This is a genomic window from Pseudomonas knackmussii B13 (genome assembly GCF_000689415.1).
Taxonomy (GTDB): Bacteria; Pseudomonadota; Gammaproteobacteria; order Pseudomonadales; family Pseudomonadaceae; genus Pseudomonas; species Pseudomonas knackmussii.
This window is the reverse complement of record NZ_HG322950.1, coordinates 5,522,668-5,541,491: the sequence shown is the minus strand read 5'-3', so window position 1 is coordinate 5,541,491 and position 18,824 is coordinate 5,522,668. Positions and strand designations below refer to the sequence as shown.

Here is an 18,824-nt window from a genome sequence, read left to right as displayed (position 1 = left end):
TTTTCGTTCTGGCTTGCACCTTGCGGGATCACTCCTCCGAGGAGAAGTCGTAGTCCATCGCCTGGCTCGGGCCCTGCAGGTAGCGGCCCTGGATGTAGTTCGCGCCGGCCTGCCACAGGGTCGCCAGGGCGCTGGCGCTCTCGACCATGGGCACGATGGTCAGCTTGGCCTGGGCGTGCAGGCTGGCCATCAGGGTCTTCAGGCTTTCCTGGTTTTCCGCCCGGCTGAGGTCCTGCACGTAGGAGCCGTCGACCTTCACGAAGTCGACGTTCATGTGCTTGAGCGTGTTGAACGGGTTCAGCGCGCAACCGAACTGGCCGAGGGCGACCTGGCAGTGCAGCTCGGCCAGGCCTTCGCAGAGCGCCTTGGCCTGTTTCAGGTGGGCGACGGCGTCGGTTTCGCTGATCTGGATGATCAGCGAGTCGGCCGGCAGGCGCGCGGCTTTCAGCGCCACGTTTAGCCATGGCAGCAGCCCCGCGTCCTGCAGGCTGGGCGCGGAGAGGTGCACGAAGAGCTTGGTCTCGTGACCTTTGGAACGGTGTTCGGCGAGCAGCTTGATGGAGTTGAGCAGCACCCAGCGGTCAATGCGCTCGGCCAGCCCGCCGGCCTTGGCGGCGTTGAGGAAGTCCGCTGCCGGCACTTCCTCGCCTTGCGGGTTGATCAGGCGCAGCAGCACTTCGTAGTGCTCGTGGCTGTCGCCGCGCAGGCTGATGATCGGCTGGAACAGCAGGCGGAAGCTGTTCTTCTCCAGGGCCTGCTGGACGATTGCCAACAGATCGCCGCGGTTGGCGGCGGCGGCCAGCTCGTCGGCCGGATCGTAGAGTTTGACGCCGTTACCGCCCTTCTGCGCGACTTCGTCGGCACAGCGGTGCGCGCGTTCGATGACGTCCTGGGTCTGGCTGGTCTTCTCGTCGAGCCCGGCGCAGCCGATCGACAGGGTGACCTGGGCAGTGCGGCCGTGGATGTCGAACAGGTGGCCCTCGATCTTCTTCAGCAGGCCGTCGAACAGCGCTTTGCTCTGTTCCGGGTTCTGCCCGCTGACCAGCACGCTGAAGGCATCGTCGCTGAAGCGGCCCAGTTGCACACCGGCCGGGAAATGCTCGCGCAGCAGGCGGGCGAGGTCGGCCAACAGCAGATCGATGTTGGCGATGCCCAGGGTCAGCTGCAGGTTCTGTGCACGATCGAGTTGCAGGTACGCCAGGGTCGCCGACTGCCCTGCAGTAATGACGCGTTCCACCGCGGCATCGGTCAGGTCGAGGAAGTGCGCACGGTTGAAGAGGCCGGTGACCAGGTCCTGACAGCTGACTTCGCGGAGCTTTTCTTCCAGCTCGCTGTTGTCGCTGTCGGCGCGGATCACCACCTGGATGCAAGGTTCGCCGTCGTAGGTTGCTGGCGAGAAGGTCATGCGCGCCTTGAAGCTCGCGCCGTCGACCTTGATGCCGCCGCAACGCAGTTCAGCGTTGCCTTCGTTGTTCTGGTAGCCCTTGAGGAAGTCCTTGAAGGTGGCCTGATCGGTGGGCGCGATCAGGTCGATCATCGGCAAGCCTTCCAGCTCCTCGGCGTCTTCATAGCCGAACAGGTCGACGTAGGCGCGGTTGGCATAGATGTGCATGCCATCGTGCACGTAGGTGATGGCGTCGACCGAGCTGTCGAGCAGCAGCTGGCAGCGCTTCTCCGCTTCGCGCAGCGCGACCTCGGCGGCACGGCGGGCGCGACGTTCCTCGAGGTTGCTCAGCTCGCGATTGGCCACCAGCACCAGGCGTTCGTCTTCGCCGTGCGGCACGGCGTCCTGGGCGCCCAGGGCGAGGGCTTCGGTGATGTCGTCGGTGTCGTTGCCGGCGATCAGCTGCAGGAAGGGGATGTCCTTGGCCTGCCGACGGATGCTCGCCAACGCCTCGCCCGGTGCCATCGCGCTGCTTTCCGCAGCGGCAATCAGCAGGTCCCAGCTTTGCTGGAGGGCTTCGTTGAGGTCGTCACTGGAAGTGATGCGGTGGACGCGGGTGGCGCGTCCGGCATTGCGAAAGAGGCTGACCAGCCGCTCGGCTTCGTTCTGGGAGTCTTCGAGAATCAGCAGGCGGATGGTTTTCTTTTCATTGGCCATGGGGGCTGCTTATACCGCGCCGGACGGCAGCAAAGTGGCGACGAATGGAGTCCGGGCGAATCTACAGAGACTTCCAGAGCGAGTCAAAGTCTTCCTCCCCCGGCGCCACCTTGCTGCTCGAGGCTGTGACAGGCTTATCGCCAGCATCCTTGGCAAGCTCCTGGATGCGGTACTCGAACTGGCTGAAACTGGCGGTCGCGGTGAGCTTGCGGACCAGGGTCGCGCGACGCTCGTCGCCATGCTGGTTGATCTGCACGCGGCTGCCTTCCTGGAAGGGCAGGCGCGGCGTGATCACGGTGGCCGGCCGCGAGATCGCGGCGATTTCCGGCAACAGCAGGGCGCGCAGGTATTGGCTACCTTGCTCGGTCTTGCGCAGCAGTTGCAGGCCGCAGGGCTGTGCGAGCGGGGCGATCAGCTCGATGCCCATCTGCGTGCCGCCGCCACGGACTTGGCGAATCCAGCGCACGACAGCGATGCTCCAGCCTTGCTCGGGAGCGTCCTGGATGCCGAGGAGCTCGCCGGCTTGCAGCTGGCTGGGGATTTCCTTCGGCCAGGTCAGGCAGTAGCCGCCGGGGCTGTGGTTGACGATGGGCAAGGTGAATACCGGGTACTCGTCGCACAGCGTTTCGTCGGGCGTAACCGTGCGGTCGCCCTCGCCTGGCTTGAGCGGCTTGTATTCGATTTCCTCGAGCGGTGCGCCGGGCTCCCAGTCCTTGATCTTCTGCGCGTCGAAGGCGCTGGCCCAGGCGTCCTTGATCTCGCGCTTGAAGGTCGGCGCTTCCTGTGCCGGCAGCTTGAGCAGCTCGGCGAAGGATTGGCGCCCGGCGAGGAAGTAGTGCAGCGCGCTCATGCCGATGCACAGGGTCAGCTGGCCCTGGCCCAGGGTGCGTTGGAAGGTGCGCTCGGCGATGTCGCCCCAGGCGCTCGCCAGGTGCTGGAGCATGTCGATGCTGACGCCGTCGATGACTTTTAGCGGCAGTTGAGGGCGTTGTTCGGGCGTGGCCTGCAGGTATTCCTTGAGCGATGCGACCAGCTGCTGTGGGTCCATGCCCAACGCGCCGGCCAGGTCGCTTTCCTTGAACAGCGAGCGGTAGCGCGGCGGGCCGTCTACCTGCGGGGCAATCACGAACAGGCTGGCCGGCGTGCTGGCTGGCTGCAGCTTGACCTGTTCGCTCCAGGATTCGAGGGCTTCGGCCAGGCGCGCGATGCTGTTCTGGCGCATCTGGTTGCAGCGCGCGCAGCCCAGCAGCAGGGCGACCAGGTAGGCGCGCTCGATGCTCATGGACTTGCCGTTGCGGACCAGGTCGTCGCGTACCGCGAGGCCCTGGACGCTGTGTTGGCGGGCCAGCTGGTAAAGCTGGTGGAGTTCCAGCCAGAGGCTTTCCGGAACCGGGCAGTAGAGTTGCGAGGCACGCACCAGCGGGCCGCACAGGCTGCGGATCGCGCGTTGCAGGGCCAGCACCAGGATCTGTGCGCGCTCGCGGCTGAAGCGCGGGGCTTCCCGGACGACCGCCAGCTTGTAGCCGATCGCCAGGTGGTTCTGCAGGGCCTGGCAGAGGTTGGCGACCTTGCGCGGGCGCTCGTCGAGGACGATGGACTGATTGAGGAAGTGGCGCTCCAGGTGCTGACAGACCGAGTGCACTTCCGGGCGGAACAGCTCCAGCAGCTGCAGGCGCGCCTCCACCGGGAGCTTGAGCTGGTTCAGCTCGATCAGCCCCTGGTAGAGCTGGCGCGCGGTCTCCCCGAGGTTGGCCTTGGGCAGGTGGTCGAGCCAGTCCTTCAAGTCACGCGGATTGGCGTTGCAGAAACTCAGGCTCTCGTGCGTCGGGGTAGGGACGCGCAGCAATTGATAAGGACTCGGATTGTCCATGGTCAGATGAGTTGCTCCACGATCTGTGCCTTGTGGCTGACCGGTCGGCTGGGTTCGGTGCCGGGTTTTTCCGAAACTCTAGCAGTATCCATCTTTCGTGACAGCCCACCCAGGGAATGGTGCCGCGCGGTCCTCGGGGCGCCGGCAATTCGCCATGCGCCCCGCACTGCAATCAGACCTGGCGGGCCTTGCCCAGCAGTTGGCCCATGCGCACCGGGCTGCCGGCGGCCAGTTGTTCAGCCCAGCCTACCTGCTCCGGTCCGAACAGGACGATGGCGGTGGAGCCGAGCTTGAAGCGGCCCAGCTCGGCGCCTTTCTCCAGGTGGATGGGCGCGCGTGCCGCTTCGTCGTAGGCGAAGGCCTTCAGCTCGCGCTTCGGCGGCGTGACCAGGCCGGCCCAGACGGTTTCGATCGAGGCGACGATCATGGCACCGACCAGCACCACGGCCATTGGACCACGTTCGGTATCGAACAGGCAGACGACGCGCTCGTTTCGAGCAAAAAGCTCGGGTACCTGCTCGGCGGTCAGCTGGTTCACCGAGAACAGCCGGCCGGGCACGTAGACCATCTCGCGCAGGGTGCCGGCCAGCGGCATGTGCACGCGGTGGTAGTCCTTCGGCGACAGGTAGACGGTGGCGAACTCGCCGCCCATGAAGGGCGCGGCGCGCTCGGCGTCGCCGCCCAGCAGTTCGGTCAGGCTGAAGCTGTGGCCCTTGGCCTGGAAGACGCGGCCGTGTTCGATCGGGCCGAGCTGGCTGATCGCGCCGTCGGCCGGGCAGAGCACGCCGGCCGGGGTTTCATCCAGCGGCCGCGCGCCGTCTTTCAGGGCGCGGGTGAAGAACGCATTGAAGTGCTCGTAGGCACGCAGGTCTTCGACTTGCGCTTCGCGCATGTCGACCTGGTAACGGCGAGCGAACCAGGGAATCAGGCGGTCCTTGAACCAGGCCGCGCGGCACTCGGCGGCGCAGCCGATCAGGCGCGACAGCAGGTGATGCGGCAGCAGGTACTGGGCCAGGATGAACAAACGGTCTTTGAACGACATTCCTCAAACCTCTACAGGGGTGTCGGGGTGGTTGCCCCATTCCGACCAGGACCCGGCATAGCCCTTGACCCGCGGATAGCCGAGGGCCTTGGCCACCAGGTAGGTGAAGCCGGAACGGTGGTGGGTCTGGCAGTGAGTGATCACTTCCTTGTCCGGGGTGATGCCCAGGCTCGTCAGGATCTCTTGCATGTCAGTGCGGATGCGCAGGGCGCGGGCCGGGTCCATGCCGGCGGTCCACTCGAAGTTGACCGCGCCGGGGATGTGCCCGCCCTTGGCCGCCAGGACTTTCTGGCCGCTGTATTCACTGGGGTTGCGCGCGTCCCAGATGGCCAGGTCGGCGGCGCCGATGCGGCTCTGGATGTATTCGCGGGTGGCGGTGGGTTCGTCGTGCAGGGTCAGCGGCAGCGGGCCGCCGACGGGCGCGGGGATGTCCCGGCTCAGTTCGCGGCCATCGGCCAGCCAGGCGTGCAGGCCGCCGTCGAGGTAGTGGTAGGCCGAGTGGCCGATGACGTCGAGCAGCCAGATGAAGCGGCCGGCCCAGCCGCCGCCTTCGTCGTCGTAGACCACGTAGACGGCATCGGGGTTGTGCCCCAGTTCGCCGAACAGTGCCTCGAGATCGGTTTTCGCCGGCAGCAGGCCGGGCGCCGGCGGCTGGCCCCACTGGGTGCGCTTGGGATCGACGAAGCGCGCGCCGGGCAGGTGGCCTTCGGCATAGCGTGCCGGGCTGGTCAGGTCGACCAGGATGAGCTCGGGGGCGTTCAGGCGGGCAGCCAGTTCGGCCGGCTCGATCACCAGGGGCAGGGCGGAAAAGGCGGACATCTCGGCGTCTCCGTAATGGGCTGGCCGGTCGCGGCGGGGCAGGGGCCCGCTGCGGCCGGCGGAACGCCGCAGTTTAACGGAAAGCGCGTGGCGCGGGCGGTTTTCCCGTGCTTGGGCGCATCAGCCGCGATTGCCTATGAACTGCTGGAGGCTGCGCTCGATGCACTGGCAGGTCTTGTCGAAGGCCTGGGCCTGGGTGTCGCCGATGGGCTGGCCCTGGCGATCGGCAATCACCAGCATCAGCACGCGCTGAGGGCTGCCGAGCGAGCGCAGCAGCAGGTGTTCGCTGGGCAGCGCTTCCTTCAGTTTGCCGGGCAGCACGGCCGAGTAGTCGGCCATGTTGGTCGGCGTCAATTGCAGGCGCGCTGGGCGCTCCAGCAGCTTGCGCAGCAGCTGGCTGCTGGTTGTCTGCAGTTGCAGGTTCTCGACCGCTGGGGCTAGGCCGAAACTGCGCCGTGCCTGCAGGACGGATTGCTGGCGATCGGCGAGCAGCAGGGCACCGCGGTCGAAGCCGCATAGGCTGATGGCCTCGGCGGCGGTGTCGAGCAGTTGCAGCAGGTTGCCGAAGGGCGATGGCGCGCGCAGCAGTTCGGCGCACAGGCGTTTCCACTGCTCGGCATTGCCAGGGCGCGCCGCGATCTGCGCAGGTGCTGGTTTGTGGACCCGCCAGCGCTGGCTGTCCCAGGGCCATAGCAGGGCCTGGGCCGGATGCCAGAAGCGTGGGTCGGCGTCGCGTCGGGCGCTTTGGGCGGCGAGTGCGTGGACCTGCTGCTGCAGGTCTTCCAGGGGGATCTGCAGGTAGAGGGCGGTCAGGCGCTCCCAGCGTTGCATGTGCGCATCGCCCCAGGACTGGTGGGCGGCCATGGCCAGGCTGTTGGCGAGGAGAATGGTATTGGCTGGGCGGGTCAGCCAGCGCGACAGTTCCGGGTCGGCATCCAGGCGCTGTTGCTGGGCCAGCGGCGTGCTTTCGGCATGCGCCAGGTGCAGGGCGCGGGCCAGCAGCTCATGGTCCTCGCCGAGCAGGCGCAGGCCCTGGACGATCCAGTCCGGCAGGCGCCAGCGTTCGGCCAGTGCGCGGCACAGCGGCAGCAGGCGCATGCCCAGCAGCTCCTGCTCCACTTCGGCGGTCGGCCGCCCTTCGACGAGCACCTGTTGCTGCCACTGCTCGACCAGGTCCGGGCGCGCGACGCCCAGTGCCCACAGCGGAGAGAGGATGAACAGGCTGCCCCAGTGGATTTCCTGCCAGAGCCGAGCCAGGCGCACGGCGAACAGGCCGGCAGCCTGCTGCATGGCGTGGCGGCTGATCACCAGCAATTGCCCGAGAACCGGCGGCATCTGCGCCCGAGGCACCTGCGGTAGGCGCTCCAGCAGTCCCAGGGCGCGGGTCAGGCCGAGGCGGCTGAGGGCGACTTCCAGGCTTTCGGCCGGATTGTCCTGGGCCATGCGGGCGCGGTTGGCCTCGCGCAGGATGGCCAGCGCGAGGGTCGGACAGTCCTGCAGCAGATCGGCGATATCGCGCAGCGAGCGGCGGTTGTCGCCCAGCGCCCGGCGAATGCGTTCGTGCTGCTCGGCGGGAACCGGGAGCGGCAACTCTTCCAGTTGCTTGAGCCAGGTATCGAGGACGGCTGGATCGGGAGTCTGCAAGGACATGCGGAGGCGCCAAACTGGTTTTTAGTGTTGTCAGCCTATAGTCTTGCGCGGATTTTCCGATAACAACAGCGAGGCGTGCGAGAGCGCCTTCGTCCCGTTCACTGTTCCAGTCGGTCACCCATGGCAAAAATCATCGGCATCTTCGTTCTTCTGGGCAGCGTCCTCGGCGGGTACCTGCTTTCCGGCGGCAAGATCATGGCCATCGTGCAGCCCTTCGAGTTGCTGATCATCGGGGGCGCGGCGCTGGGTGCATTCCTGCAGGCGAACCCGGGCAGCACCTTCATGACGGTGCTGAAGAAGGCGCCGAAGATGTTCAGCAACCGCTTCACCCACACCTTCTACCTGGAGGTGCTGGGGATGCTCTACGAGATCCTCAACAAGAGCCGCCGCGAGGGCATGATGGCCATCGAGGCCGACCTCGAAGAGCCCGCCGCCAGCCCGATCTTCAGCAAGTACCCGGCCGTCCTGAAGGACGACCGCATGACGGCCTACGTCTGCGACTACCTGCGCATCATGTCCTCCGGCAACATGGCGCCGCACGAGCTGGAAGGCCTGTTCGACATGGAACTGGGCAGCCTGAAGGAAGAACTCGAGCACCCCTCCCATGCGGTGACCCGCGTTGCCGACGGCCTGCCGGGCTTCGGTATCGTCGCCGCGGTACTCGGCATCGTGATCACCATGGCCCTGCTCGGTCAGGGCAGCCAGGCGGAGATCGGCCACCACGTCGCCGCCGCGCTGGTGGGGACCTTCCTCGGTATTCTCGCCGCCTACGGCTTCGTCGGCCCGCTGGCCAATGCCCTCGAGCACGACGCCAAGGAAGAACTGAACCTCTACGAATCGATCAAGGCCTGCCTGGTGGCTTCGGCTTCCGGCATGCCGCCGTCGCTGGCCGTGGAATTCGGCCGCAAGGTGCTGCTGCCGGCGCACCGTCCGAGCTTCTCTGAACTGGAACAGGCCGTGCGCGGGCGCTAAGGAATGGATAACAACCAGCCGATCATCGTCAAGCGCATCAAGCGCTACGCCGCCGGCCACCACGGCGGCGGCTGGAAGATCGCCTTCGCCGACTTCGCCACGGCGATGATGGCGTTCTTCCTGGTGCTTTGGCTGCTGTCCTCGGCGACCCCCGAGCAGAAGAAGGCGATTTCTGGCTACTTCCAGGACCCGATCGGCTTCACCGAGAGCGCCAGCCCATACGTGATCGACCTGGGCGGTACGCCGACACCAGCGCCGGACAAGACCCTCAATCCGCAGATCCAGGCGCAGCCGGAAGCGGACGAGACGCGCATCAGCCCGCAGGCGGAAAAGGAGATCAACCCTGCCGACGCCGAGCGCCAGGCCGAGCAGATCGAGCAGGAGCGCCTGGAACTGTTGCTCAAGGAGTTGCAGGACAAGGTCGATGCGAATCCTGAGCTGAAGCCGTTCAAGGACCAGATCCTGTTCCAGATCACCCGCGACGGCCTGCGCATCCAGATCGTCGACGCCGCCAACCGGCCGATGTTCGATCTCGGCAGCGCGCGTCTGCAGCCGTATTTCGAAGACATCCTGCTGGCCATGGCCGAGACCATCAAGCAGGTGCCGAACAAGATCAGCGTCAGCGGCCACACCGACGCCAAGCCCTACGCCGGCGACGAGTTCGGCAACTGGGAGCTGTCGGCCAACCGCGCCAACGCGGCGCGTCGCGCGCTGGTTGCCGGCGGTTATCCGGATGGACAGATCGCCCGGGTGGTCGGCTACGCGTCTTCGCAGCTGTACGATCGCAAGGACCCGCTCAACCCGGTCAACCGGCGCATCGACATCATCGTCCTGACCAAGCGGGCGCAACGCGCCATCGAAGGCCAGGGCGGCGGCGATCAGCAGGCGCCGGAAGGTTCGGCGCCGAATGCCGCGCCCTCAGCAACGCCAACAACGCCAGCGGCGCCGGCTCAGCCCGGGGCTGCAGCGGAACCGCTGCCGGATCAGCAGCTGCAGGAAAAGCTCAACCTGTTCGACGGCGGCGGCAAGCTCAAGCTCGAAGAGCTGAAGAAGCAGTAAGCCGGGCCGACCTCAGTATTCCTCGGTCGGCAGGCTGGCCAGGATGTGCCGGTAGCTGGCCATGCGCTGTTCGCTGATCCGACCTTCCTCCAGCGCCTTGAGCAGCGCACAACCCGGCTCGCGATCATGCTTGCAGTCGCGGAAGCGGCAATGCCCGAGCAGGTCGTGGAACTCGATGAAGCCCGCCTCGACGTCGTCCCGGCTCACGTGAACCAGGCCGAATTCGCGGATACCGGGCGAGTCGATCAGGTCGCCACCCGCGGGGAAGTGGAACAGCCGCGCCGTGGTGGTGGTGTGGGTCCCCTTGCCGGTGACCTCCGAAAGGTCGCCGACCCGCGTGTCGACGCCCGGCAGCAGCGCGTTGACCAGCGACGACTTGCCCACCCCGGATTGCCCGACGAACACGCTGACGTGCTCATTCAGCGCGGCGCGCAGGGCGTCCATCGCCAAGCCGTTGAATGCCGATACTTCCAGCAGCGGATAGCCCAGGTCGCGATAGATGCTAAGCAGCGAGTCGATCTGTTCGGCGTTCTGCTCGTCGATCAGGTCGGCCTTGTTCAGCAGCAGCAGCGGCTTGATGCCGGCATGCTCGGCCGCCACCAGGTAGCGGTCGATCAGGTTGGCGTGGGGCTCGGGGCGCGGGGCGAAGACAATGACGATGCGATCGACATTGGAAGCCACCGGCTTGAGCACGCCGCGCATGTCCGGGCGGCACAGCTCGGAAGTACGCGGCAGCTGCGCAACGATCACGCCGATGCCCTGGTTGCCCGGGCGCCAGACCACGCGGTCGCCGGTCACCAGTGTCGGCAGGTTGGCGCGCAGGTGGCAGCGCAGCACTTCGCCGGCATGCTCGCCTTCCAGTGCCTCGACTTCCACCTGGACACCGAAGTGGGCGATCACCAGACCGTTCTGCTCCGGGCCGAGGTCGCCACCTTCGAGCTCCTCGATGGCGCGCGACTCGCGCTTGGCGGCACGTGCGGCGCGCTCTTCCTGGATCTTTTCGATGCGCCAGCTCTGCCGGCGGGTGAGATGACGCTTGGCCATATTGAGTCCACGGGAAAAATCGCCGGCGAGTTTAGCATGCGTCCGAGCGCTTCCCGCTAAACTAGGGGGCTTGAGCCAAGGAGCCGCACCATGCAGAACGCACAGAACCTGATCTGGATCGACCTGGAGATGACCGGCCTTGACCCGGACCGGGACGTGATCATCGAAATGGCCACCATCGTCACCGACAGCGACCTCAACATCCTCGAGGAAGGTCCGGTGATCGCCGTCCACCAGAGCGAGGAAGTCCTCGCCGGCATGGACGAGTGGAACACTCGCCAGCATGGCCAGTCGGGCCTGACCCAGCGCGTGCGCGAAAGCACCATCAGCGCCGCCGAAGCCGAAGCGCAGACCCTGGCGTTCCTGGAGAAGTGGGTGCCCAAGCGCTCCTCGCCGATCTGCGGCAACAGCATCTGCCAGGATCGCCGCTTCCTCTACCGCCACATGCCGAAGCTGGAAGCCTACTTCCACTACCGCAACCTCGACGTCTCCACGCTCAAGGAACTGGCCGCGCGCTGGGCACCGCAGCTGCGTGACGGCTTCAAGAAGGGCAACACCCACCTGGCGCTGGACGACATTCGCGAGTCCATCGCCGAGCTGCGCTACTACCGCGAGACCTTCATCAAGGTCTGAACCGCTGTCATTCGTAGGAGCGAGCTTGCTCGCGAACTGCCACATCGCGGTGCCGTTCGTGAGCAAGGTCGCATCTACAGATCCACTCCATGTCGGCGAAGCGCCCACTCGACATGCTCGCGCACCAGTTCGGACGGGTATTCGCGGCGCGCTTTCAATGCCTCGATCACCGGAATGCTCGACGGCGCGTTCCCCAGCCCAACCGCCAGATTGCGCAGCCAGCGCTCGTAGCCGGCGCGGCGTAGCGGCGAGCCTTCGGTACGGGAGAGGAATTCCTCCTCGCTCCACAGGAAAAGTTCAGCCAGCTCGGCGTTATCCAGTCCATGGCGCGGCTGGAAGTCGCCCTGTTCGGTGGGGCGAGCGAAGCGGTTCCACGGGCAGACCATCTGGCAGTCGTCGCAGCCGAACACCCGGTTGCCCATGCCGGCGCGCAGGTCTTCCGGGATTGGGCCCTTGAGCTCGATGGTCAGGTAGGAGATGCAGCGCCGCGCGTCCAGCACGTACGGGCCGATGAAGGCGTTGGTCGGGCAGATATCCAGGCAGGCTGTGCAGCGTCCGCAATGCTCTGTGCCGTGGGCTTCGTCCACCGGCAGGGGGAGATCGGTGAAGAGCTCGCCGAGGAAGAAATAGCTGCCGGCCTTGCGGTTTAGCAGAAGGGTGTTCTTGCCGATCCAGCCAAGGCCAGCCTGTTCGCCGACGGCTTTCTCGAGCACCGGGGCGCTGTCGACGAATGCGCGGTAGCCGAAGGTTCCAACTTCCTGCTGGATGCGCTCGGCCAGTTGCTGCAGGCGCTTGCGGATCAGCTTGTGGTAATCGCGACCAAGGGCGTAGCGGGAGACGTAGGCTTTCTGCGGTTCGCCGAGAACCTTCGCCATCTGCGTGTCGCCGGGCAGGTAATCCATGCGCAGGGAGATCACCCGCAGGGTGCCGGGCACCAGCTCTTCCGGTCGCCAGCGCTTGCTGCCGTGGGCGCCCATGTAGTCCATCTCGCCGTGGTAGCCGGCCGCCAGCCAGCGCTGCAGGTGCTCGCCGTGGCTTTCCAGGTCCAGGCCGCTGATGCCCACCTGCTGGAAGCCGAGCTCGCGGCCCCAGGCCTTGATGCGTTCGGCAATGGCGCTGTAGTCAGGATTGGAATCGTGCATGCGGGGGCGGGAAAGCGGGAACGGGGTGCGTATAATTCTGCCAGACCTCGCCGACCGGCGCCCGATCCTCCGCGGATACCCGATGAACTCGCACCCTCACGACAATCTGCCGACCGCGCTTTACAGCGCCCAGCAGGTGCGCGACCTGGACGCGCGCCTGATCGCAGCCGGCACGCCCGGCTTCGAACTCATGCAGCGTGCCGCCCACGCCGCCTGGCGTGCCCTGCGCCGACGCTGGCCGGATGCCGCGCGGGCGACCGTGCTCGCCGGGCATGGCAACAATGCCGGCGACGGTTACCTGATCGCCGCGCTGGCACAGCGTGCTGGCTGGAACGTGCGCGTACTTGCAGTTGGCGATCCGGCGCGCCTGGGCGGCGATGCTGCGTTGGCTCACGCGGAAGCGCTCGCCGCCGGCGTACCTATCCTGCCCTGGCACGAGCATGCCGAATTGCATGGCGTGCTGGTCGACGCGCTACTCGGCACCGGTCTCGGTGGCGAGGTGCGCGCGCCCTACGCCGAGGCGATCCGGCGCATCAATGACAGCGGCCTGCCGGTGCTGGCGGTGGACATCCCTTCCGGCCTAAGCGCCGACACCGGCCAGGTGCTGGGTGTGGCGGTGCGTGCGGACCTGACGGTGACATTCATCGGCCTCAAGCTCGGCCTGTTCACTGCTGATGGAGCGGACCACTGCGGTCAGTTGATTTTCGACGATCTTGATGCGGATCCGCAGCAGCTCCCCGCAAGTTCTCAAGCCACGCGGCTAGCGCCTGTTTCCCTGGCGAAGCTGGCGCCGCGCGCCAAGGCCGCACACAAGGGGCTGTTCGGCCACGTGCTGGTGCTCGGTGGTGAACACGGCATGGGCGGCGCAGCGCTGCTCGCTGGTGAGTCGGCCCTGCGCTGCGGTGCTGGCCTGGTTTCCCTCGTCACTCGACGGGAGCATGTGCCGGCTGCGCTGGCCCGGCGCCCGGAGTTGATGACGCATGGCGTGTCTTCCTCCGCCGAAGTGCTGCGCGCCGCCGAGCGTGCCAGCGTACTGGTGGTTGGCCCTGGTATCGGCCGCAACGCTTGGGGGCGCTGCCTGCTGAGCGCGGCGGCAAGTCTCGCATTGCCCCAGGTCTGGGACGCCGATGCGCTCAACCTGCTGGCCGAAGGGCAAGTAAGGCGGCCATCTGGAGCGCTGCTGATCACCCCGCATCCCGCCGAGGCGGCACGTTTGCTCGGCTGCTCCACTGCGCAGGTGCAGGCCGATCGACCTGCTGCTGCGCGTGAACTGTCCCGTCGCTACAACGCCGTCGCCGTGCTCAAGGGCGTTGGCAGTCTGGTGGCTGCGCCCGATGGGCGTTTGGCACTGTGCTCCCATGGCCATCCGGCAATGGCGGGCGCCGGGTTGGGCGATGTGCTTTCCGGCATCGTTGGGGCGCTGCTGGCGCAAGGGATGGACGCTTTCGACGCCGCCTGCCTGGCCGTCTGGTTGCACGCTCGTGCTGGGGAAACTTTGGGAGCCGAGGGGAGAGGCCTGGCGGCCAGTGATTTGTCGTCTGCCGTTCGTCAGTTGCTCGAGGAGATCAGTCCGTGCCTGAACTGAAGTTGTTCGCCGATGGCGAGGAAGCCATGTACGAACTGGGGGCTCGCATCGCCCAGGTGAGTGCGGGGGAGGGGGTCATATACCTGCATGGTGACCTGGGGGCGGGCAAGACCACGCTGTCGCGTGGCATCCTGCGCGGCCTTGGCCATTCCGGTGCGGTGAAAAGCCCTACCTTTACGCTGGTCGAGCCCTATGAAATAGGTGAGAAGCGCGCATACCATTTCGATCTTTACCGCCTGGCCGATCCCGAGGAACTGGAATATCTCGGCATTCGCGACTACTTCGAGGGCGGCGCGCTTTGCCTGATCGAGTGGGCCGAGCGCGGTACGGGCGTTTTGCCAAAGGCAGACCTGGACATTACCATTACACCGCAAGCGGGCGGCCGCGTGCTGCGCCTCGAACCGCACGGGGTGCGGGGCGAAGCATGGTGCGCTGTCCTGGCTAACGGAGCATGAGAAAAAACATGGGTTGGGGGTTGCGCCTGCGGGCGCTGTTGGCCGGGCTTTTCGTCCTGCTGGCGTTTAGTGCTGGCGAGGTTCTTGCCGCCGCGCAAATCACACAGGTCAAGAGCGTGCGCTTGTGGCGCGCCCCGGATAACACCCGCCTGGTGTTCGATCTGTCGGGCCCGGTACAGCACAGCCTGTTCACTCTCAGCGCGCCGAATCGCATCGTCATCGACCTCACAGGCGCCCACCTGAACGGTGCGCTCAATCCGCTCAAGCTGAAGAACACCCCGATTACTTCGGTGCGCACCGCGCAACGCTCGCCGAGCGACCTGCGCCTGGTGCTGGACCTGTCCGCTCAGGTAACGCCGAAAAGCTTCGTGCTGCCGCCGAACCAGCAGTACGGCAATCGCCTGGTCGTCGACCTCTACGACCAGGGCGCGGACATCACGCCGGATGTGCCGGCCACGCCAACCCCGGATCAGCCCGCTGCGCCCGTGACCCCGACCCAGCCGGTGGCCAAGGCGCCGGTGCCGTCCGGTGGCAAGCGCGACATCGTCGTTGCGATCGACGCCGGACACGGTGGCGAAGACCCGGGCGCCTCCGGCCCGAGCGGCTTGCACGAGAAGAACATCACCCTCTCCATCGCCCGTGAGCTGCAGCGCCAGATCAACCAGATGAAGGGCTTCCGCGCCGAACTGACGCGGACCGGCGACTACTTCATCCCGCTGCGTGGACGTACTGCGATTGCGCGCAAGAAAGGCGCTGACCTGTTCGTCTCCATTCACGCCGACGCCGCGCCCAGCAGCAGTGCCTTCGGTGCTTCGGTATTTGCTCTCTCGGATCGTGGCGCCACCTCGGAAACCGCGCGTTGGCTGGCCGACAGCGAAAACCGTTCCGACCTGATCGGTGGTGACGGAAGCGTCAGCCTGGACGACAAGGACCACATGCTCGCCGGCGTGCTGCTCGATCTGTCGATGACCGCGACCATGTCCTCCAGCCTGGACGTCGGGCATAAGGTCCTGACCAGCGTCGGTCGGGTCACCTCGCTGCACAAGAATCGCGTGGAGCAGGCCGGATTCATGGTGCTGAAGTCGCCGGATATCCCGTCGATCCTGGTCGAAACCGGCTTCATCTCCAACCCGGGCGAGTCGCAGAAGCTCAACAGCTCCGCACACCAGCAGGCCCTGGCGCGCTCCATCGCCGCCGGTGTCCGCCAATACTTCGTGCAGACCCCGCCGCCGGGCACTTACATCGCATCGCTGCGTGATGCGGGCGCCGTCAGTACGGGGCCGCGCCAGCACGTGGTGCGTTCTGGCGAAAGCCTGTCGATGATCGCTGCTCGCTATGACGTGAGCATGGCCACCCTGCGTAGCACCAACGGCCTGAAGACCGACAGCGTGCGCGTCGGCCAGGTGCTGAATATTCCGGCAACGGCCCTGGCGGCTCAGCAATGACCGAGCTGCGCCGTATCCAGCTGCTCAGTCCGCGGCTGGCCAACCAGATCGCTGCCGGTGAGGTGGTCGAGCGCCCCGCATCGGTCATCAAGGAGCTGCTGGAAAACAGCCTGGACGCCGGCGCCCGGCGCATCGATGTCGAGGTCGAGCAAGGCGGCATCAAGCTGCTGCGGGTGCGCGACGATGGCGGCGGAATTCCCTCTGACGACCTGCCTCTGGCCCTGGCGCGTCACGCCACCAGCAAGATCCGCGAGCTGGAAGACCTGGAAGCGGTGATGAGCCTGGGCTTCCGTGGCGAAGCGCTGGCCTCGATCAGCTCCGTGGCGCGCCTGACGATGACTTCGCGCACCGCCGAAGCCGAACAGGCCTGGCAGGTGGAGACCGAAGGCCGTGACATGTTGCCGCGCGTGCAGCCGGCGGCGCATCCGGTGGGCACCAGCGTCGAAGTCCGCGACCTGTTCTTCAACACGCCGGCGCGCCGCAAGTTCCTGCGCGCCGAGAAGACCGAATTCGATCACCTGCAGGAAGTCATCAAGCGCCTGGCGTTGGCGCGCTTCGATGTGGCCTTCCATCTGCGCCACAACGGCAAGACGATCTTCAACTTGCATGAAGCGAAGGATGAGCTGGCCCGCGCGCGCCGAGTCGGCGCTGTCTGCGGCCCGGCCTTCCTCGAGCAGGCGCTGCCCATTGAGGTAGAGCGCAATGGCTTGCACCTGTGGGGCTGGGTAGGCCTGCCGACCTTCTCGCGCAGCCAGCCGGACCTGCAGTACTTCTACGTAAACGGCCGCATGGTGCGCGACAAGCTGGTCGCCCACGCGGTGCGCCAGGCGTATCGCGACGTGCTGTACAACGGCCGGCACCCGACCTTCGTATTGTTCTTCGAGGTCGATCCGGCGACGGTGGACGTCAACGTGCACCCGACCAAGCACGAAGTGCGCTTCCGCGACAGCCGCATGGTCCATGACTTCCTTTACGGCACCCTGCATCGCGCCCTTGCTGAGGTGCGCCCGGACGATCAGCTCGCACCGCCAGGCGCCACCAGCCTGACCGTACAGCGCCCCACGGGGCAGGCCGCTGGCGAGTTCGGCCCGCAAGGCGAAATGAGCCTGTCGGACAAGGTGCTCGAAGCGCCGGCGGCGGCTCGAAACTGGATCGGTGGTGGCTCGACAGGCTCGTCTGGTGGCGGTGGTGGTTACAGCTATCAGCCAACTCGCCAGGAGATTCCGCCCGTCGCCGAAGCTCAGGGCGCCTATCGCACCTTCTACGCCCCGCTCGCTGAAACGCAGGCAACTGCTCCTCAGGCGCTGCCGGAAAGTACCCAGGATGTTCCTCCGCTGGGCTACGCGCTGGCGCAGCTGAAGGGTATCTATATCCTGGCCGAGAACGCCCACGGCCTGGTGCTTGTGGACATGCACGCCGCCCACGAGCGCATCATGTACGAGCGCCTCAAGCTGGCCATGGACAGTGAAGGGTTGCGCGGCCAGCCGCTGCTGGTGCCGGAATCCATTGCCGTCAGCGAGCGCGAGGCCGATTGCGCCGAAGAGCATGGGGACTGGTTTGCCCGGCTCGGCTTCGAGCTGCAGCGGCTCGGGCCTGAGACCCTGGCAATTCGGCAGATTCCAGCGCTGCTCAAACAGGCCGAAGCCACGCAGCTGGTGCGCGATGTGCTGTCTGACCTGCTGGAATACGGCACCAGCGACCGTATCCAGGCCCATCTCAACGAACTGCTCGGGACCATGGCTTGCCATGGCGCGGTGCGAGCCAACCGGCGCCTGACGCTGCCGGAGATGAACGCCCTGCTGCGTGACATGGAAATCACTGAGCGCAGCGGTCAGTGCAACCACGGTCGTCCGACCTGGACGCAGTTGGGCATGGATGAGCTGGACAAGCTTTTCCTGCGCGGTCGCTGAAATAAAGCCAGCCTTAAGCTGTCTGCAGTAAACTGCGCGCCAATCGATTCAGCGCGCAGTTTGCGCGCCTTTCCGAATCCCGACGAGTTGCCGATGTCTTCGCTGCCTCCCGCCATTTTCCTCATGGGTCCGACCGCCGCCGGCAAGACCGATCTGGCGCTCGAGTTGGCGCGGGTGCTGCCGTGCGAGCTGATTAGCGTCGACTCCGCGCTGGTCTATCGCGGCATGGATATAGGCACGGCCAAGCCGTCGAAGGAAGTGCTTGCCGAGTTTCCCCACCGCCTGATCGATATTCGCGATCCCGCGGAGAGCTATTCGGCTGCAGAATTCCGCGCCGATGCCTTGGCGGCAATGGCAGAAGTCACTGCGGCCGGACGTATTCCACTTCTAGTGGGCGGCACCATGCTGTATTTCAAGGCGTTGCTGGAGGGCTTGGCGGACATGCCAAGTGCCGACGCGGCCGTGCGCGCCGAGCTCGAGGCGTGGGCGCAGGCCGAAGGTTGGGCGGTACTGCATGCGGAGCTCGCGCGAGTCGATCCGGAGTCGGCCGCACGCATCCATCCCAATGACCCGCAGCGCTTGATTCGCGCGCTGGAGGTGCATCGCGTCAGCGGCATGTCGATGAGCGACCATCGTCGGCGTCAGGCAAGTGAAAATGCGGGCTCTGGCGCGCCAGGTACAGGGCAATTGCCGTATACTGTCGCGCACCTGGCGATTGCCCCTCTGCAACGCCAGGTTCTGCACGCGCGAATCGCGCATCGTTTTCGTCAGATGCTGGAACAGGGCTTCGTTGCCGAGGTCGAAGCACTTCGCGCAAGAAGTGACTTGCACGCCGGGCTACCGTCTATACGTGCCGTAGGTTACCGACAGGTATGGGAATACCTCGAGGGCAAACTGTCCTACGCTGAGATGGAGGAGCGCGGGGTGATAGCCACCCGGCAATTGGCTAAGCGCCAGTTCACATGGCTGCGAAGCTGGAGCCATCTACACTGGTTGGACAGTCTGGCAGGCGACAATCTGCCGCGTGCCTTGAAAATTCTTGAGGCGGTCTCCATATAGGTTCGAGACCTGAATTCAGCCGTCTATCCTTGGGGTTA

General features: G+C 66.0%; 15 protein-coding genes. 8 read left to right on the top strand and 7 right to left on the bottom strand.

Annotated elements, in window-relative coordinates:
- Positions 1 to 28: 28 nt before the first annotated feature.
- The 5 genes from PKB_RS25970 to PKB_RS25950 form a co-directional block, all read right to left on the bottom strand.
- Positions 29 to 2,101, bottom strand: a complete 2,073-nt coding sequence (locus PKB_RS25970) for a GGDEF/EAL domain-containing response regulator (protein ID WP_043255779.1) — start codon at positions 2,099 to 2,101, stop codon at positions 29 to 31.
- A 61-nt stretch (positions 2,102 to 2,162) separates the two neighbouring features.
- Positions 2,163 to 3,971: a hypothetical protein gene (locus PKB_RS25965; protein WP_043255776.1), complete on the bottom strand. Its 1,809-nt coding sequence runs from the start codon at positions 3,969 to 3,971 to the stop codon at positions 2,163 to 2,165.
- A gap of 172 nt (positions 3,972 to 4,143) precedes the next feature.
- Positions 4,144 to 5,013, bottom strand: coding sequence for an archaetidylserine decarboxylase (gene asd / locus PKB_RS25960; protein WP_043255774.1), 870 nt, complete (start codon positions 5,011 to 5,013; stop codon positions 4,144 to 4,146).
- 3 nt (positions 5,014 to 5,016) lie between these two features.
- A complete protein-coding gene (gene rhdA, locus PKB_RS25955; RefSeq protein WP_043255773.1) occupies positions 5,017 to 5,832 on the bottom strand; it encodes a thiosulfate sulfurtransferase in 816 nt (271 codons plus the stop codon).
- A gap of 120 nt (positions 5,833 to 5,952) precedes the next feature.
- Positions 5,953 to 7,482: an HDOD domain-containing protein gene (locus PKB_RS25950; RefSeq protein WP_043255771.1), complete on the bottom strand. Its 1,530-nt coding sequence runs from the start codon at positions 7,480 to 7,482 to the stop codon at positions 5,953 to 5,955.
- 120 nt (positions 7,483 to 7,602) lie between these two features.
- Between PKB_RS25950 and motA the strand changes: the two genes are divergently transcribed.
- A complete protein-coding gene (gene motA, locus PKB_RS25945) occupies positions 7,603 to 8,454 on the top strand; it encodes a flagellar motor stator protein MotA (protein ID WP_043255770.1) in 852 nt (283 codons plus the stop codon).
- Positions 8,455 to 8,457: 3 nt separating this feature from the next.
- Positions 8,458 to 9,513, top strand: a complete 1,056-nt coding sequence (gene motB, locus PKB_RS25940; protein ID WP_043255768.1) for a flagellar motor protein MotB — start codon at positions 8,458 to 8,460, stop codon at positions 9,511 to 9,513.
- A gap of 12 nt (positions 9,514 to 9,525) precedes the next feature.
- On the opposite strand, the gene rsgA is transcribed toward motB, so the two are convergent.
- Complete coding sequence (rsgA, locus tag PKB_RS25935; protein ID WP_043255766.1) at positions 9,526 to 10,557, bottom strand: small ribosomal subunit biogenesis GTPase RsgA; 1,032 nt, start codon at positions 10,555 to 10,557, stop codon at positions 9,526 to 9,528.
- A gap of 90 nt (positions 10,558 to 10,647) precedes the next feature.
- Between rsgA and orn the strand changes: the two genes are divergently transcribed.
- A complete protein-coding gene (gene orn / locus PKB_RS25930) occupies positions 10,648 to 11,190 on the top strand; it encodes an oligoribonuclease (protein WP_043255764.1) in 543 nt (180 codons plus the stop codon).
- Positions 11,191 to 11,264: 74 nt separating this feature from the next.
- On the opposite strand, the gene queG is transcribed toward orn, so the two are convergent.
- Positions 11,265 to 12,332 (bottom strand): tRNA epoxyqueuosine(34) reductase QueG, encoded by a 1,068-nt coding sequence (gene queG / locus PKB_RS25925; protein ID WP_043255763.1) that lies wholly within the window; start codon positions 12,330 to 12,332, stop codon positions 11,265 to 11,267.
- 82 nt (positions 12,333 to 12,414) lie between these two features.
- Here queG and PKB_RS25920 point away from each other — a divergent pair, with 82 nt between their 5' ends.
- From PKB_RS25920 to miaA, 5 genes are all read left to right on the top strand, one after another.
- Positions 12,415 to 13,917 carry a bifunctional ADP-dependent NAD(P)H-hydrate dehydratase/NAD(P)H-hydrate epimerase gene (locus tag PKB_RS25920; protein ID WP_043255760.1) on the top strand — a complete coding sequence of 501 codons (1,503 nt, stop codon included), beginning with the start codon at positions 12,415 to 12,417 and terminating at the stop codon, positions 13,915 to 13,917.
- A 26-nt stretch (positions 13,918 to 13,943) separates the two neighbouring features.
- Entirely contained in the window at positions 13,944 to 14,372 is a 429-nt protein-coding gene (tsaE, locus tag PKB_RS25915) for a tRNA (adenosine(37)-N6)-threonylcarbamoyltransferase complex ATPase subunit type 1 TsaE (protein WP_371370525.1), read from the top strand.
- Between the two features lie 8 nt (positions 14,373 to 14,380).
- Complete coding sequence (amiB, locus tag PKB_RS25910; RefSeq protein WP_043255756.1) at positions 14,381 to 15,817, top strand: N-acetylmuramoyl-L-alanine amidase AmiB; 1,437 nt, start codon at positions 14,381 to 14,383, stop codon at positions 15,815 to 15,817.
- Positions 15,814 to 17,727 (top strand): DNA mismatch repair endonuclease MutL, encoded by a 1,914-nt coding sequence (gene mutL / locus PKB_RS25905; protein ID WP_043255754.1) that lies wholly within the window; start codon positions 15,814 to 15,816, stop codon positions 17,725 to 17,727. The genes amiB and mutL overlap by 4 nt, the downstream gene beginning before the upstream one ends.
- Before the next feature lie 93 nt (positions 17,728 to 17,820).
- A complete protein-coding gene (miaA, locus tag PKB_RS25900) occupies positions 17,821 to 18,786 on the top strand; it encodes a tRNA (adenosine(37)-N6)-dimethylallyltransferase MiaA (RefSeq protein WP_043255751.1) in 966 nt (321 codons plus the stop codon).
- Positions 18,787 to 18,824 lie beyond the last annotated feature (38 nt).